A 15,911-nucleotide genomic window follows, 5' to 3' on the forward strand; every position below is an offset into this window, starting at 1 on the left:
ATATGGCCGGAGCGGCCAAAGCAGAACACTATTTTCCCGGCGTGTCGCGACACGTCGTGATGGGCCAACAGCCAGATGCTGGCTGGCCAAGGAGAGAATTATGTTGAGAATGATCGTTGCCATGGGGCTGACCCGTTGGCGTTATATTGGCCTGTGGGCTTCCATCCTGCTGACCGTGGCCAGCGTTGCCATCTTGCTGGTGAACGGCCTGACACTGGGGCTCGATTTTACCGGCGGGATCCTGCTGGAGTTTCATATCCAGACCCTGAAAGAGGCCCATGAGCTCAATGCCATGCTGGTCTCCCCGCTGGCGGGAGCCCTTGAGCTGAGCTCGGCCGGTATTCCCGGCGAGTGGCTGATCAGGCTGCCCCCCCACGAACTGCCCTGGCCCGCGGCGGACCTCGCCACCATGCTGACCCAACAGCTGGGAATGCCGGTCGAGTTGCTGCGCACCACCATCGTCGGCCCTCAGGTGGGTGCCGAACTGTTCCAGCAGGGGATGCTGGCGGTGCTGGTCGCTTCGCTGGCGATGTCGGCCTATCTGGCGTTTCGCTTCGAGTGGCGTCAGGCCATCGGCATCCTGCTCTCGGTGGTCCATGACGCCATCGTAGCGCTGGGGCTGCTGTCACTCTTTCAGATCGAATTCGATCTGAACATCATCGCCGGTTTGATGGCGGTGATCGGCTACTCCCTCAACGACAGCATCGTCATCTCGGACAGGCTGCGGGACCTGCTCAGCTCACGCACCCAGATGGGGATCCACGAGTGCTCCGATGTGGCCATCAAGGCGACCTTCAGTCGCACCATGATAACCTCGGGCACCACCCTGTTTACCGTGGGCGCGTTGTTGCTGTTTGGCGGTGACGCCCTCTACGGCTTCTCCTTCACCCTGTTCGCCGGCATTCTGGTGGGCACAGTCTCCTCCATCACCGTCGCCTCGACCGTGCAGGAGCTGCTGGGCCTCACCCCGCAGGCCTACCAGAAGAAGAGCGAGGAGCCACTGGCCAACATGCAGCCTGACCCTTATTAACCAGGGCCAGCTCACCGAGCCCCAACTAACCGGCCCCCTGCCAACCATTGGCAGGGGCTTTTTCCATCCCATCCCTCAACCTCTCGCCGCCGAGTTTGTCGCTCGATCCGACCAAATTGACAACTGTTCACATTGACAGCAATAACGAGCCAATCCATCACTTTTAATAACAAAAAAGTCATTTAATTACGCTGAAAGCCAAAAAATGTGACTGAAAACACTTTCTTCAGCGCTCGAAGAAAGTTAGATTGTAGTGGGTTATCTACAAAGGGATATTGAGATGTTGTTACAACCTGCCAATACAGCAAAAGCCAGACAGTTGCTGAACGAGACCATGGCCTTGGTGCTCGCAGGAGGGCGGGGTAGTCGCCTCAAACAGTTAACCGACAACCGTGCCAAGCCGGCCGTCCATTTCGGCGGCAAGTTCCGTATCGTTGACTTCGTGCTCTCCAACTGCATCAACTCCGGCATCCGCCGCGTCGGTGTCGTTACCCAGTACAAGTCCCACAGCTTGTTGCGCCATCTCCAATCGGGATGGTCTTTCCTGCGCTACCAGATGAACGAGTTTATCGATCTGCTCCCTGCCCAGCAGCGGGTGGATGAGGTGAACTGGTATCGCGGCACAGCCGATGCGGTCTACCAGAATCTGGATATCATCCGTGATCACGCCCCCAAATATGTGGTGGTGCTGGCGGGCGATCACATCTACAAGATGGATTACGCCGCCATGCTGCTCGATCACGTCAATATGGGCGCCAAGGTGACCGTGGCCTGCATCGAGGTGCCACGCAGTGAAGCAAGCGCCTTCGGGGTAATGGCAGTGGATGATGATCGCAAGATCAATGCCTTCGTCGAAAAACCGGCCAACCCGCCCGCCATGCCGGGCAAGGCCGACACCGCGCTGGCCTCCATGGGCGTCTATATCTTCGATGCGGAGTATCTCTATCAGCTGCTGGAAGAGGACATTGCCAACGAGCAGTCCCATCACGATTTCGGCATGGACGTGATCCCCCGCGTGGTGAAAGAGGGCACCGCATTCGCTCACCCGTTTGGCATGTCCTGTGTCGGCTGCTGTCCGGATCGCCGCCCCTACTGGCGCGATGTGGGCACCGTGGACTCCTTCTGGGAAGCCAACATGGATCTCGCCTCCGTCACGCCGGAGCTGGATATCTACGATCAGGACTGGCCCATCTGGACTAGTCAGAACATGACTCCTCCCGCCAAGTTCGTGCAGGACCGAAACGGTCAGCACGGCATGACCATCAACTCCATGTTTGCCGGGGGCACCATCGTCAGTGGCTCTTTCATCCTGAGTTCGGTGCTCTTTACCAATGTGCGGGTCGACTCCTTCTGCACTCTGGATCAGGCCGTTATCTTCCCGGGTGTGGAGATTGGTGCCGGTTGCCGACTGCGCCGGGTGGTGATCGACAAGGGGTGCAAACTGCCGGAAGGCACGGTGATCGGTGAAAACGCCGATGAAGATGCACGTCGCTTCCACCGCTCCGAGCAGGGCATAGTGCTGGTCACCCAGGGGATGCTCACTCGCCTGAACAAAGAGCTGCAGGAAAAACAAAAGCGCTGATCCGCAGCCAGACGGGATCCCCCTTCCTACCGCAAAGGGAGCCATCATGGCTCCCTCTTTCTATGGCTGACCAGATAGCCACCTCACACCATCATTGCCATCGCGTTGCAGTCTCCCAGAGATACCATTTACTGTGGGTAAACAGCTGGGCAACGCAGCCTTTACGCCCTCAAATCGTAAACATTAAATTACACAAAAACCATTATTCCTCCGAAAAAACCTCTGTATTATTCCTGTTCGCGCTATATAGCAGCTCCTTTATCTGACTTTTTAGCGGTAAATCCGCTAGTTTCACTTGATTGTTTGTTTTTCCTTGGTAAGGTGAGGGCGGTTGCGTAACAAAGCAGGTACCAACGTAAACATATCGGTACAATCGCTTTTGACTTAATACAGTAGAGAGAATGAAATCATGCAAAGAGACCCCCTGAACAACATCCACATCCAGTCCGAACAAGTGATGATCACGCCTGCCCAGCTCAAGGAGAAGTTACCCATCTCCGACAAGGCGCTGGCATTCGTGCAAGGGGCCCGCAATACCATCGCCGACATCATTCACCGTCGCGATCACCGCTTGCTGGTGATCTGTGGTCCCTGCTCCATCCACGACATGGACGCCGCCAAAGAGTACGCAACCAGACTCAAAGCGCTGCATGATGCCTATCAGGACTCTCTCTACATTGTCATGCGGGTCTACTTTGAGAAGCCGCGCACCACGGTCGGCTGGAAAGGCTTTATCAACGACCCCAATCTGGATGGCACCTTCGATGTGGAGCTGGGGCTGCACCGTGCCCGCGAGCTGCTCTGCTGGCTGGCGGAGCTGGAGTTGCCGCTGGCCACCGAGGCGCTCGACCCCATCAGCCCGCAATACCTGGCCGAACTTTTCTCTTGGTCAGCCATCGGCGCCCGCACCACCGAATCCCAGACCCACAGGGAGATGGCGTCCGGCCTCTCGATGCCGGTCGGCTTCAAGAACGGCACCGACGGCAACCTGGGGACCGCCATCAATGCGCTGCAGGCGGCCTCCTCCCCTCACGCCTTTATGGGGATCAACCAGCAGGGCCAAGTTGCGTTGTTGCAGACCCAGGGCAACCCGGATGGCCACGTGATCCTGCGCGGCGGCAAACATCCCAACTACGACTCGGTCAACGTGTCGCTGGCGGAAGAGGCGCTGGAGAAAGCGGGCCTGCTGCCGAGCCTTGTGGTGGATTGCAGCCACGGCAACTCCAGCAAGGATCACCGTTTGCAGCCCAAGGTGGCCGACAACGTCATCCACCAGATCCAGGAGGGCAACCGCTCCATCATCGGGGTGATGCTCGAATCCAACCTGTTCGAGGGAAACCAGTCCAGCGAGCAGCCCAAGCAGCAGATGCGCTACGGGGTCTCCATCACAGATGCCTGCATCGACTGGGACACCACCGCTACCCTGCTGGCCCGCTGCCACAACCAGCTGGCTGACCCTCTCAAGGGCAGAACTGCGCGGTAAGCCGTGGTATCTTGGCGTAACCTATTGAACAATCGAGGTATCACTGCTGGTGGCATCAAGCCGCTCACGCCGTGATACCTTGTTGCATCTTGAATTTCAGGGCGCCGCCGCTCGCGGCGCCAGCAGGGACTGGATATGGCTGAAGAGTTGAATGTACTCAGGGACAAGATAGATGCGGTGGACAAGCAGCTGATCGATCTGCTGGCCGCCCGTCTGGCCCTGGTGGGAGAAGTGGGTGAGGTAAAGAGCCGCCACGGCCTGCCCATCTATGCACCGGATCGGGAAGCGAGCATGCTGGCCCGCCGCCGCGCCGAGGCTGAGCAGTTAGGGGTGCCCGGCGATCTCATCGAAGACGTGCTGCGCCGGGTGATGCGTGAATCTTATGCCAGCGAGAAAGATACCGGCTTCAAATGCATAAAGCCGGACCTTGGCAAAGTGATCATCATCGGTGGTCAGGGCCAGCTTGGCCGCTTGTTCGGCCATATGTTCAGCCTCTCAGGCTATCGGGTCGAGACGCTGGAACAAGCCGACTGGCCGCGCGCTGACGAGATCCTCGCCGGAGCCGGTCTGGTGATGGTGGCGGTGCCCATCGATATCACCTGCCAAATCATCGACCGCCTCGGCAACCTGCCCGTCCACTGCCTGCTGGTCGATGTCACCAGCGTGAAAGCGGCGCCGCTCGAACATATGCTGGCGGTGCACCAAGGGCCGGTACTGGGACTGCACCCCATGTTCGGGCCGGATGTGGCGAGTCTCGCCAAGCAGGTGATCGTCTGCTGCCAGGGTCGTGACCCCGCCGCCAGCCAATGGCTGCTGGATCAGATGACCATCTGGGGCGCCCGCTTGCAACAGGTGGAAGCCAAGGCCCACGATGAGGCGATGACCCTCATTCAGGCACTGCGTCACTTCGCCACCTTTGCCTATGGCTGGCACCTCTCCCGGGAGCAGGCCAATCTGGATCGCCTGCTGAGTTTGAGCTCCCCCATCTACCGGCTGGAGCTGGCCATGGTGGGGCGGCTGTTTGCCCAAGATCCCCACCTCTATGCCGACATCATTTTGTCGTCACCGCAGAATCTGGCGATGATCCGCCGCTACTACCAAAACTTCGGCGAAGCGCTGGGGCTACTGGAGCGGGGGGACAGGGACGGTTTCATCGATGCCTTCTCGCAAGTCTCCGGTTTCTTCGGCGAGCATGCCGACCAGTTCCTGCGGGAAAGCCGCATGCTGCTGGCCCAGGCCAACGACCGCCGGGCAGGGTGAATGATTAATCGGGGCGAGATCCGGCAGGAATGATGTGCAGCAATCAGGGCTGTGAATACGCGGGGGGATAAACATAAAATGGCCGGGATATCCCGGCCATTTTTCAACTCTATCTTACTATAGCAACAGAGATAATATCCCATAAAAAACGGGCAACCAGAGTTCACTCTGACCGCCCGTTTAACGCTGATGGCAGGCAACCTCGGGGGTCACCTCATCGGCGCATTAATTAGAATGCGTACAGCAGACCTGCGTAGACGATGTCGTCACTGTTAACTTCCGCGTTGTCGAATACATATTCGCTGTAAGCCAGGAAGTTGCTGGTGAAGTTGTAGGTCAGGCCCAGAGTGGTGTAGATAGCACGATAATTGGTATCTTTGTTATCGGCGTTGTTGTAAACCACATACGGAGTCCATGCATCCACATTGTAAGAGGCTGCCAGCTCGTAACCGCGAGTCTTCTCTTCATTACCAGCAAAGTCTTTAACTTTGGAGTCGCTGTAAGAGGCACCCAGATAGAGGCCTTCCAGGGTATAGGAGGCACCCAGACCCCAATCCTTCTTGCTATCAATTGAGAGCGGTGAAGTCTTGTTAAACTCTTTCTGCTCCAGACCGGCGATCAGCGCCAGACCGAACGGGGCTTCGTAGCCCAGCTTGGCGGCAAAACCGCTATCCAAGTCGCCTTTGAAATTTTGACCGTTATTGCTGTCAGCATCGTACTTATCGTTGGCAGTAATATAGCTGGCACCGAAAGAGACGCCGTTCCACTGACCGTCGTAACGAACCTGACCTTCCTGACGGCCATCGTAGACACTGGCCAAGCCAGAGTTTTCATTCGCAATATCAGCCTTGTTGATAACGTCGTTGAACACGGTGTCCAGCTGACCGAAACGGATCATGCCGTACTGGGAGCCATCCAGACCGACATATACCTCACGGGAGGTGATGTCTTTATCCGCGGATGTTTCACCAGACTTATTTGAGGTCAGTTCCCACTCACCCTTGGCCAGACCAGACCAAGTATCGTTCAGGGCGACTTTGGCACCCAGACCGATACGTGCACGGCCAGCGAGGTCTTCAGCGTCGCTATCGTGATCACTTACAAATTGGGAGCGCAGGTTACCGGTGATGCCTACTTGAGTGCCGTCTTTGTCATAGATCACTGCGGCGTTAGCGGCGGATGCAAACAGAGCCGGGATAGCAATAGCCAGAATTGTCTTTTTCATAGTTTCCAATGCCTACTGTAATTAAACACTAAGTTGTTGTTATTCCCTGTGTTAGCGATGTTCTTTGCATCACTATGCCGCCGAGACTAGCACCGGATTTTTTGAACCGCAATGAAAAAACTTGGAACTTTTTAGGGAAATCATGGTCATGGAGAAAAAAATGTGAGCCAACTCTCACTTATCAGCGAGACCAAGGGAAAACGTTTACAATGAATCCTGCTGATTATTTGGGCTCAAATAGTCTATTTTGCATGCAAACACTGCTAACTACCTGATAAACAACCAAAGTGGTCTGATCAGCGTAAAACTGCCGTGATAATGGCTGTTGCCTCGACCTCACCGAGGGGTTGCGGGTATCCTTGTTCTTCGATTAACCCCTAACTGGCCTTCTCTTCATGCTCTCTACTCGCCTTAAAGCCACCATTCGTCAAACCTATCGCCAGATTGCCGATGGATTACCCGGTTTTGTGCCGCGCAAAGAGCAGAACTTTCTGGTGGCCGAGATCGCCAAGACCCTGACCGGCGAGTATGACAAACAGCGCCGTATTCTGGTTGCCGAAGCAGGAACCGGGATCGGTAAATCTCTCTCCTATGCGCAGGGCGCCATCCCGGTGGCGCGGCTCACCCAGAAGAAGCTGGTGATCTCCACCGCCACAGTGGCCCTGCAAGAGCAGCTGATCCACAAAGACCTCCCTTTTTACCATCGCCACAGCGAGCTGCCGTTTCGCTTTATGTTGGTCAAGGGGCGTCAGCGTTACTGCTGCGAACATCTACTGGAACAGGCAGCCAGTGGCGCCGAGATGGCCAACTTCGAGCTCGACTTTGGCAGTCTGAGCAAAACCAAACCATCTGACAGCGACAAGGATCGCTACCAGGCCCTGTGGCAGGCCTACACCAATGGCAAGTGGGACGGGGATCGGGACAACTGGCCGGAGCCCATTCCCGACACTTGCTGGGATCGCATCGCCGCAGACCGCCACACCTGCAACAAGGCGCTAAGCCATCACCAGCACTGCCCCTTTCATCGCGCCCGCAACGACATGGAGAGCGCCGATGTGCTGGTCGTCAACCATGCACTCCTGCTCTCCGATCTCACCATGGGCGGCGGCATCATTCTGCCGCCCCCTGATGAGTGCATCTATGTGCTGGATGAGGCCCATCACCTGCCCACCATCGCCCGGGATCACGGCGCGGCATCGGCCAGCGTCAAAGGCTCGCGCCGCTGGCTGGAGAAGCTGGTACAAAGTGCAGGCAAGCTGGCGCGGACGCTTAATAAGGAGAGCCTGCTCGACCCCCAACTCAAACTGCAGGATGCGCTGGCCTCCATCCAGCCTGATCTGAAGGCGGTCGAGCAGTGGCTCAGCGCCAACGATCGGCTGTTTGGCAGTGAACCTCACTACCGCTTCGCCGAAGGGGTATTGCCGGATCCCCTGCCCATGCTGGCGGAGAATCTCAAGGAGTCGAGCAAGAAGGCGCTGCGGGCGCTGGATCGGATGCAGGGGGCCATCGGTGAAGCGCTGAAAGATGGCGAGATCCGCCGCAAGGAGGCCGAACCCCTGCTGGCCGAGAGCGGTTTTCATCTGCAGCGGCTGGAGAGTTTCTGCGCCCTGTGGGAGATGCTGGGGCGCCATGTGCCGACCGGTAAAACCCCGCTCGCCCGCTGGATGGCCAAGAGCGATGACGGCGATATCTGGCTGCACGCCTCACCGATTGAGGTAGGCTATCTGCTGGAGGAGTGGCTCTGGTCGAAATGTCTGGGGGCCGTACTGGTCTCCGCGACTCTCACCGCCCTCTCTTCCTTTAGCTATTTTCGCCATCAGGTGGGGCTCAAGGAGCACGACGGTACCCGCTATCTGCGCCTGCGCTCCCCCTTTGACTACCAGAAAGCCGAGCTCTATCTGCCCAAGATGGAGCACGAACCCAACTCGCCAGCCTTTACCAATGAACTCATCAGCGTGCTGCCACGTATTCTGGCGGGCAAGGAGGCGAGTCTGGTGCTCTTCTCCTCCTACCGCCAGATGAATGAGGTGGCCATTGGCTTGCGAGCCAAGGGACTGTCACTGCTGGTGCAGGGGGAAGCCTCCCGCAATGCACTGCTCACCCTGCACAAGCAGAAATGCGATGGCGGTCAAGCCAGCATCCTGTTTGGTACCGGCAGCTTCTCGGAGGGGCTGGATCTGCCGGGTCACTACCTCACCAATCTGGTGATCACCAAACTCCCCTTTGCGGTGCCCAACTCGCCGGTCGAGGAGGCTACCGCCGAGTGGGTGGAGCAGCGAGGAGGCAACCCCTTTCTGCAACTGACGGTGCCGGAGGCATCGCGCAAACTGATCCAGGCCTGTGGCCGCCTCATCCGCAAAGAGGCCGATCGGGGGCGAGTCACCATTCTTGACCGGCGTCTGCTGACCAAACGTTATGGCAAGGGGTTACTTGATGCCCTCCCCCCGTTTACACGGCGGATCGAATAAATAAGCATGCCGTTATTGATAAATGAACTGACAACTGCACGAACATACACCTCCAGAAAGAGCCATTGCCGCAGTAGACCAAACCTGTAAAAATGAGCCCCTGTTTTCAGTGGGCAATCGCCTGACTGTTCAAGGAGATGAAATGAAACTGACTGTTCTGGTTCCGGCGCTGGCTGGTCTGTTGTGGGCCGGTAGCGCCTTGGCTGATGCCAAACTGGAAGTGACCACCCCTTATGTCGTCCAGCTGATCGATGGTCAATCCATCAACCCCCAGCTGCTCGACAAAACCAGCACCTTCCCCCTCTCTGCTGGCAAACACCAGTTGGTCGTCGCTTTTGAAGGCAACTACTCCAGCCGTAATGAAATCAAACTGGTCACCGCCGAGCCGCTGGTACTGAACTTCACTGCCGCCGACAACCAACAGCTGGTGCTGGACTATAAAAAGCCCCGCAATGAAGCCGAAGCCAAGCAGTTTGTCAAAGAGCAGAAAGTGGCGCTGAAAGACAAGGTCAGTGGTCAGCAAGTGAGTAGCGAACAGTTCGTGATGCCGAAAGTAGAGGGCTTCCAGCTGACCCGTGACTATCAGCAAGAGCTGATCAACATGGGCAAAGCTTTCAACCAGCCCAAAACCGTTGCCGTCTCCTCTGCTGCCGTGATGGCTGCCGCCAGCGCACCGGTTCAGGTTGCACCCAGCAAAGCGCAAAGCAATCCGGAAGCCCTGACCCAGCTGCAAAACTGGTACAACAAGGCGGATGCGGAAACCCGTAAAGCCTTCCAGATATGGGTTATCCAGCAGCAGTAATCCGGGACCTTCATCCTGACCTGTCGGGAATGACAAGGGGAGCCTGGCTCCCCTTTTTCATATCCAGGTTCATCTCTGCACCGATGGAACCATGCCCTGATGTCACTGCATATTTTCTATCACCCCCTCTACTCCTCCCTGACGCTACCCGAGCGCCACCGCTTCCCGCTGGCCAAATATCAGGGGCTGTTTGAGCACCTGCAGGTGCAGGGTTACCCCCTGGGCGAAGCGCCCGCCGCTACCCGGGAGCAAATCTGTCGCATTCACGATGCCGATTATGTCGCGGCCGCCCTGAACGGCCAGCTGGAAGATCGCGCCATCCGCAAGATCGGTTTTCCCTGGTCACCCATGCTGATGGAGCGCACCTTGCGCTCGGTCGGTGCCACTATTGCCGCCAGCCGCTATGCACTTGAGCAGGGCTGCGGCTTGCAGATCTCCGGTGGCTACCACCACGCCCATCGGGATCACGGCTGCGGTTTTTGTCTGTTCAACGATTTGGTGATTGCCGCCCAGGCTTGCCTCGACGAGGGGCGCTGTGAACAGGTGCTGATCATCGTTCTCGATGTGCATCAGGGAGATGGCAGTGCGGCCCTGTGCACCGGGCGGCGCGATATCATCACCCTCTCCCTCCATGGGGAGCACAACTTCCCCCATCAAAAAGCCACCTCTCACCTCGACTTTCCGCTGCCAAGCGGCATGGCAGACGATGCCTATCTCACCACACTGCAACAGGCACTCTCGCTGGCATTGCGTCTCTATGCGCCGGATCTCATCCTCTATCAGGCGGGCGTCGATGTGCATCATGCCGACGAGCTTGGCTATCTCTCCCTGAGCGATGAAGGGGTTCGCCTGCGCGATGCCATGGTATTTGACTGTGCAATCAAGCATGGGTTGCCCATCGCGGCGGTGCCCGGTGGCGGCTATCGCCGCGACTGGCAACAGCTGATCCCGCTTCATATGTCGCTGTTTGAAATAGCGCGCCACCGTTTTGGCTGATGGCATGGCTTTATAGCGCGGACACCCCATCAGAAGTGGGCGGGCACTTCACCAGATACAACAGAAGAGGCGACCCTGGGGTCGCCTCTTCGTGTTTCGTCATCTGGGTCACACAAGCTCGCTCGTTGTCAGGCAAACTTGGGAAGCCTGAAGGTAACTATTTCTGACGCTTGCGGGCGTACTTGCGACGGGCGCGGGCCTGACGCTCCTCTTCCCGCTCGGCCTTCTCTTTGGCTTTTTGCTCGGCTTCTGCGGCGGCTTCGACAATCTCGACGCTCACCATCTCCGGCGTCTCCAGCGAGATACGGCCAAGCAGGCCGGAGCGGAACTCGTTAATCAGGATCTCGGACGCCTTGTGCAGGTCGGCCAGCCCCCCTTTGCGCATAAACGCCCGCTGGCGGGCGATCATCTCCAACAGCTCGATCTCGGTCTCGGGCAACTCGTCAATCTGGTAGCGCGCCTTGATCCGCTCCGGATAGGCCTTGATGAAGTAGTCAGCGGCGAACATGGCGATATCGGCATAGTCGAATACCGTGTCTTTAATGGCCGCTGTGATAGCCAGACGATAACCACAGGAGGGCGGATTGAGCTTGGGCCAGAGGAACCCCGGGGTATCGGTCAGGATGACGTTGTTATCCAGCTTGATCCGCTGCTGGGACTTGGTCACTCCCGCCTCGTTGCCGGTGCGAGCGATGATGCGCCCCGCCAGGGTATTGATCAGGGTGGACTTGCCCACGTTGGGGATCCCCATGATCATCGCCCGCACGCCGCGCAGCTCAAAATTGCGCTCCGGCAGCATTTCGTGGCAGAGGGTCAGCAGTTGCTTGATCTTCTCCGGCTCTTGTTGCGTCAGCGGCAGCGCCTTGATCCCCTTCTCTTTTTCCATGTGCGCCACCCACAGATCGGTGATCGCCGGATCGGCCAGGTCCGCCTTGTTCAGCACCTTGATCACCGGGGTATCACCACGCAGCTCGGGCACCAGCGGGTTTTCGCTGGAGAAGGGGATGCGGGCATCGAGCATCTCGATGATCACATCGACCTGGGGCATGACCTCGGCAATCTCTTTGCGGGCCTTGTGCATGTGACCGGGAAACCAGTTGATGGACATATCCGTGACTCTCTGTGGGGGCTGCGGGCGCGCGCATGGAACAACAGGCGCTCTGCCGCGGGCATCGAACGAAGGGGGCGCATTTTACCTGCTGCGGGCCTCTTTTGACAGGTCATTCTAACCATCACCTCATCAAATCAGCAAACCGCCGAGACGAAATAAAGCAGCCGGGAACGACCGGGCCAACTCGCTCAATTGACAGATAACATATTGATATAAAGTAACATTTTTATCACTTTTTCACACAACCGTCACCGATAGTCAGTAAAAGTGTCATCTGCCCCCTCTAGGCTGCGCTCAGGTTTTACAAGGAGCGAACCCCAATGAGAAAAATGGCAGGACTTGCAGTGATGATCGGCGCCGCCCTGGCTGCCGGCTGCAAATCAGACAATGACACGGTGGCGACCAAGCCCGAAGCCCAACCCACCAACGTCATCTTCTTCCTCGGTGACGGCATGGGCCTCAACACCCTGACGGCCGCCCGCATCTACGGTGTCGGCGAAGAGGGTGATCTCACCATCGATACCCTGCCAGAGACGGCCTTTATCAAGACCTTCTCCCACGATGCTCAGGTCACTGACTCGGCCCCCTCCATGGCGGCCTACATGACCGGGGTCAAGAGCAACAACGGCGTCATCAGCATGGACGGCGATGCCACCTATGAGAGCGACTGCAGCAAGAGCGCCGGCAAGCCGGTGACTACCCTGCTGGAGCTGGCCAAAGCCGATGGCCGCGGTACCGGTGTGGTAACCAGTACCCGGGTGACCCACGCCACCCCGGCGGCTACCTATGCCCATATCTGCAACCGAGATCTGGAAGCAGATATCGCCGTCCAGCTGGTACCGGGCGGCAAAGGCTACAACAGCGCCCTCAAGGAGGGGCTGGATGTGGTGCTCGGTGGCGGCAGCAGTTTCTTCCTGCCCAAAGCTGACAAGGGCAAGCGGGAGGATGGCCGCAACCTCATCAGCGAAATGCAGGCCAAGGGCTACCAGTTTGCCAGCAATCTGGATGAGCTGAACAAGGCCGATGCGGGCAAGCCGCTGCTGGGTCTGTTTGGTTCCAGCCACATGAAATATGACCTTGACCGTCCCGCCAGCGAGCCGTCACTGGCCCAGATGACCCTGGCCGCCATCAAGCAGCTCAAGGGCAAAGAGAAGGGTTACTTCCTGATGGTGGAAGGGGGCCGCATCGACCATGCCCTGCACGACACCAACGCCAAGCGGGCGCTGCAGGACACCATCGCCTTCGACAACGCCATCAAGGCCGCCATCGACGAGGTGAAAAAGAGCGACCCCGAGCTGAAAAACACCCTGATCGTGGTCACCGCCGACCACGACCATACGCTAGTGCTCAACGGCTATGCCAAACGCACCGGCAAGACCACCGCCGACAACCCCGGCGTACTCGGGCTGGTGAAGAACTACGAGACTGGCGAGCCAAGCAAGGATAGCGAGGGCATGCCCTACACCATCATCGGTTTTGGCAACGGCTACAACCGGGTGGATGGTCCGCGCAGCAGCGTCGCCCCGCTCGACGATGCCACCGTCTCCGCCAATGACTACCACCAGGAAGTGGTGGTCAAGGTAGGCGAGATCGGCAACGAGACCCACGGCGGCACCGATGTCTTCCTCGGCGCCATCGGCAAGGGGGCTGACAGCTTCCATGGCTCACTCGATAACACCGCCGTGTTCGGCAAGATCAAGGCTGCGGCCAAGCTGTAAGGAGCACTTTCATGAGCAAACAGATGAACACATCCATCAAGCACACGCTGGTCTGCGCCGCCCTGTTCAGTGCGCTGGGCGCAACCTCCCAGGCACAGGCCGGTGATGCCAAAAACGTCATTCTCTTTATCGGTGATGGCATGGGCCCCACCGTGCTCACCGCCACCCGCCTGTTCAAGGTGGGGGAAGAGGGCAATCTGGAGATGATGAAACTGCCGCGCAGTGCCCGCATCAAGACCTTCTCCAACGATGCCCAGACCACCGACTCGGCCCCCTCCATGGCGGCCTACACCACCGGGGTCAAGATGAACAACGAGGTGATCGCCATGAGCAGCGACACCAAAGCCGTCGCCCCCGGCAAAGATCTCAATGGCAACAAAACCGTCAACAATTGCAGCAGCGATAACGGCAAGCCGGTGCCCACCATCCTGGAGCTGGCCAAGGCGGCAGGCAAATCGGTCGGGGCCGTCACCACTACCGAGCTGACCCACGCTACCCCGGCGGCCACCTACGCCCACATCTGCCATCGGGATGCCGCTTATGACATCGCTGCACAAGCTGTTCCGGGAGGCGCAGGTTTCAACCAGGCGCTGGGAGATGGGGTCGATGTACTGATGGGCGGTGGTGCCAACCACTGGACCCCCTACAGCGCCAGCAACAAGGGCGGTCGCAATGACAACCGCGACCTGACCGCCGAGATGAAGGCGCAGGGATACAGCTATGTCACCACCCAAAGTGAACTGGCCAAGGTCACCAGTGGCAAGGTGCTCGGTCTGTTCAGCAGCAAATCCCACCTCGACTACGAGCTGGATCGGGTCGCCAAGGGGGCTGCCAATACCCAGCCGTCCCTCTCCGAAATGACCGCCAAGGCGATCGATTTACTGAGCAAGAACAGTCAGGGTTACTTCCTGATGGTAGAAGGCGGCCGGATCGATCATGCCCTGCACGGCACCAACGCCAAGCGCTCGCTCACCGACGCGGTGGCACTGGATGAGGCGGTCAAGACGGCGCTGGGTAAAGTGGATCTCAACAATACCCTGATAGTGGTCACCGCCGACCATGACCACACCATGACCATTAACGGCTACTCCGCCAAGGGCAATCCGGTGCTGGATCTGGTGAAAAATGGCGACGGCTCGACCCAGAACGACGTGGATGGCAAGCCCTTCACCACCTTGGTGTTCGGTAACGGCCCCAATCGTGCGGCCGTGCGCCCGGTCCTCACCAGCGATCAGGTGATGGCCAATGACTACCTGCAGGAGACCGGCGTCAAACTGACATCGGAAACCCACGGTGGCGGCGATGTGATGCTGTTTGCCGATGGCGCCGGCAGCAACCGCTTCAAAGGCACGCTGGATAACACCAAGGTGTTTGGCAAACTGCGGGAGGCGCTCGGCCTGTAAGCAGCAGGGGCCCGGGTGCATCTGAGCAATCGACTCAGCGGCCCGGGCCCCGGCTCTTTCGAGCGACAGATGATGATGCGACTTTTGCTTTCGTTATGGCTGCTTGGCAGCACCCTCGCCTTCCCCCTGCATGCTGACGACACGCCCCCGGACCTCGCCGCCCGGATCAGCTATCACGACCGGAATACCGGCAGCGATGGCATCGCCAGAGAGAGTGTCTGGCAAGAGAAGTGGCTGCGGGTGGGCAATCAGGTGTGGAGCCAACGGCTCATTCCCCTCCCCCTTGCCCGTGCCTATCACGCCACTCACGACGCCACGCCCGGCCACAAGCACTTTACCCACCAGATGGCGGCCCGCTGGGTCAGCCGCAGTGATGAGGGTGAACTTCAGTTGCGCTATGCCGACAGCTGGCACAACCAGCTGGTTGAAGTGCCGGTGGAAGAGTATGGCCAGGTGGCCTTCAAGCCCGACTGGCTGCGGATCCGCCATCTCGTCAACCCGGTGCTGATCGAGGGGATGACTCCACTGGATGAGGCCGCCCCCGAGCAAGCCCGCTGGTATGAAAAGCGCGAAGGGCAGCAACGAACCCGCATTCTCTGGTCGAGTCAGTGGCAGATCCCGCTGGTGGTCGAATCGGCCAGTCTCGACGGCTATCGCAGCTACCGGATGGAGGTAACCCTGCGCAAGCTGCCTGCTCAGCTCCCCTGGCAGCAACTCGCTGATTACGAAGTGCGCGATCTGCGGGATTTCTTCGACTGAGATCCCAACCCCTCAGCAGGCACAACGACAACGCAGGCAGGAATGTTACACTCTGCATATTCGACTCTGGCTCA

Annotated in this window: 12 protein-coding genes; 10 read left to right on the forward strand and 2 right to left on the reverse strand. The window is 58.4% G+C overall.

Features of this window, described 5'->3' with window-relative positions; translation table 11 throughout:
- Positions 1-100 precede the first annotated feature (100 nt).
- The 4 genes from secF to tyrA all read left to right on the forward strand — a co-directional run bounded on the left by secF (position 101) and on the right by tyrA (position 5,355).
- The gene (gene secF / locus ACTG2U_RS05315; protein WP_439974152.1) at positions 101-1,030 is read left to right on the forward strand and encodes a protein translocase subunit SecF; all 930 of its coding nucleotides are present in this window, start codon (positions 101-103) and stop codon (positions 1,028-1,030) included.
- A 280-nt stretch (positions 1,031-1,310) separates the two neighbouring features.
- Positions 1,311-2,612: a glucose-1-phosphate adenylyltransferase gene (gene glgC / locus ACTG2U_RS05320; RefSeq protein ID WP_439974153.1), complete on the forward strand. Its 1,302-nt coding sequence runs from the start codon at positions 1,311-1,313 to the stop codon at positions 2,610-2,612.
- A 409-nt stretch (positions 2,613-3,021) separates the two neighbouring features.
- Entirely contained in the window at positions 3,022-4,095 is a 1,074-nt protein-coding gene (locus tag ACTG2U_RS05325) for a 3-deoxy-7-phosphoheptulonate synthase (protein ID WP_005344622.1), read from the forward strand.
- 135 nt (positions 4,096-4,230) lie between these two features.
- The gene (tyrA, locus tag ACTG2U_RS05330) at positions 4,231-5,355 is read left to right on the forward strand and encodes a bifunctional chorismate mutase/prephenate dehydrogenase (protein WP_439974154.1); all 1,125 of its coding nucleotides are present in this window, start codon (positions 4,231-4,233) and stop codon (positions 5,353-5,355) included.
- A gap of 229 nt (positions 5,356-5,584) precedes the next feature.
- Here tyrA and ACTG2U_RS05335 read toward each other — a convergent pair whose 3' ends face one another.
- The gene (locus ACTG2U_RS05335; protein WP_439974155.1) at positions 5,585-6,580 is read right to left on the reverse strand and encodes a porin; all 996 of its coding nucleotides are present in this window, start codon (positions 6,578-6,580) and stop codon (positions 5,585-5,587) included.
- A 395-nt stretch (positions 6,581-6,975) separates the two neighbouring features.
- Between ACTG2U_RS05335 and dinG the strand changes: the two genes are divergently transcribed.
- From dinG to ACTG2U_RS05350, 3 genes are all read left to right on the forward strand, one after another.
- Positions 6,976-9,048, forward strand: coding sequence for an ATP-dependent DNA helicase DinG (gene dinG / locus ACTG2U_RS05340; RefSeq protein WP_439974156.1), 2,073 nt, complete (start codon positions 6,976-6,978; stop codon positions 9,046-9,048).
- Positions 9,049-9,190: 142 nt separating this feature from the next.
- On the forward strand, positions 9,191-9,850 hold the full coding sequence (locus tag ACTG2U_RS05345) for a YccT family protein (RefSeq protein ID WP_439974157.1): 660 nt from the start codon (positions 9,191-9,193) through the stop codon (positions 9,848-9,850).
- 99 nt (positions 9,851-9,949) lie between these two features.
- On the forward strand, positions 9,950-10,846 hold the full coding sequence (locus ACTG2U_RS05350; RefSeq protein ID WP_439974158.1) for a histone deacetylase family protein: 897 nt from the start codon (positions 9,950-9,952) through the stop codon (positions 10,844-10,846).
- 157 nt (positions 10,847-11,003) lie between these two features.
- Here the strand turns inward: ACTG2U_RS05350 and ylqF are convergent, their stop codons facing one another.
- The gene (ylqF, locus tag ACTG2U_RS05355; protein WP_005334061.1) at positions 11,004-11,954 is read right to left on the reverse strand and encodes a ribosome biogenesis GTPase YlqF; all 951 of its coding nucleotides are present in this window, start codon (positions 11,952-11,954) and stop codon (positions 11,004-11,006) included.
- Positions 11,955-12,277: 323 nt separating this feature from the next.
- Between ylqF and ACTG2U_RS05360 the strand changes: the two genes are divergently transcribed.
- The 3 genes from ACTG2U_RS05360 (at position 12,278) to ACTG2U_RS05370 (ending at position 15,837) form a co-directional block, all read left to right on the forward strand.
- Positions 12,278-13,675, forward strand: a complete 1,398-nt coding sequence (locus ACTG2U_RS05360; protein ID WP_439974159.1) for an alkaline phosphatase — start codon at positions 12,278-12,280, stop codon at positions 13,673-13,675.
- 11 nt (positions 13,676-13,686) lie between these two features.
- The gene (locus ACTG2U_RS05365; protein WP_439974160.1) at positions 13,687-15,078 is read left to right on the forward strand and encodes an alkaline phosphatase; all 1,392 of its coding nucleotides are present in this window, start codon (positions 13,687-13,689) and stop codon (positions 15,076-15,078) included.
- Positions 15,079-15,150: 72 nt separating this feature from the next.
- On the forward strand, positions 15,151-15,837 hold the full coding sequence (locus tag ACTG2U_RS05370; RefSeq protein ID WP_005359576.1) for a hypothetical protein: 687 nt from the start codon (positions 15,151-15,153) through the stop codon (positions 15,835-15,837).
- Positions 15,838-15,911 lie beyond the last annotated feature (74 nt).

It is taken from the genome of Aeromonas sp. 95A (genome assembly GCF_051919235.1).
In the GTDB taxonomy this organism is placed as follows: Bacteria; Pseudomonadota; Gammaproteobacteria; order Enterobacterales; family Aeromonadaceae; genus Aeromonas; species Aeromonas veronii.

Excerpts from the sequence above, each read along its gene's own strand:
- glgC (WP_439974153.1), top strand. The coding sequence starts at position 1,311 with ATGTTGTTACAACCTGCCAATACAGCAAAAGCCAGACAGTTGCTGAAC.
- tyrA (WP_439974154.1), top strand. The coding sequence starts at position 4,231 with ATGGCTGAAGAGTTGAATGTACTCAGGGACAAGATAGATGCGGTGGAC.
- ACTG2U_RS05350 (WP_439974158.1), top strand. The coding sequence starts at position 9,950 with ATGTCACTGCATATTTTCTATCACCCCCTCTACTCCTCCCTGACGCTA.
- secF (WP_439974152.1), top strand. The coding sequence starts at position 101 with ATGTTGAGAATGATCGTTGCCATGGGGCTGACCCGTTGGCGTTATATT.
- ACTG2U_RS05325 (WP_005344622.1), top strand. The coding sequence starts at position 3,022 with ATGCAAAGAGACCCCCTGAACAACATCCACATCCAGTCCGAACAAGTG.
- dinG (WP_439974156.1), top strand. The coding sequence starts at position 6,976 with ATGCTCTCTACTCGCCTTAAAGCCACCATTCGTCAAACCTATCGCCAG.
- ACTG2U_RS05370 (WP_005359576.1), top strand. The coding sequence starts at position 15,151 with ATGATGCGACTTTTGCTTTCGTTATGGCTGCTTGGCAGCACCCTCGCC.
- ACTG2U_RS05335 (WP_439974155.1), bottom strand. The coding sequence starts at position 6,580 with ATGAAAAAGACAATTCTGGCTATTGCTATCCCGGCTCTGTTTGCATCC.
- ylqF (WP_005334061.1), bottom strand. The coding sequence starts at position 11,954 with ATGTCCATCAACTGGTTTCCCGGTCACATGCACAAGGCCCGCAAAGAG.
- ACTG2U_RS05360 (WP_439974159.1), top strand. The coding sequence starts at position 12,278 with ATGAGAAAAATGGCAGGACTTGCAGTGATGATCGGCGCCGCCCTGGCT.
- ACTG2U_RS05365 (WP_439974160.1), top strand. The coding sequence starts at position 13,687 with ATGAGCAAACAGATGAACACATCCATCAAGCACACGCTGGTCTGCGCC.
- ACTG2U_RS05345 (WP_439974157.1), top strand. The coding sequence starts at position 9,191 with ATGAAACTGACTGTTCTGGTTCCGGCGCTGGCTGGTCTGTTGTGGGCC.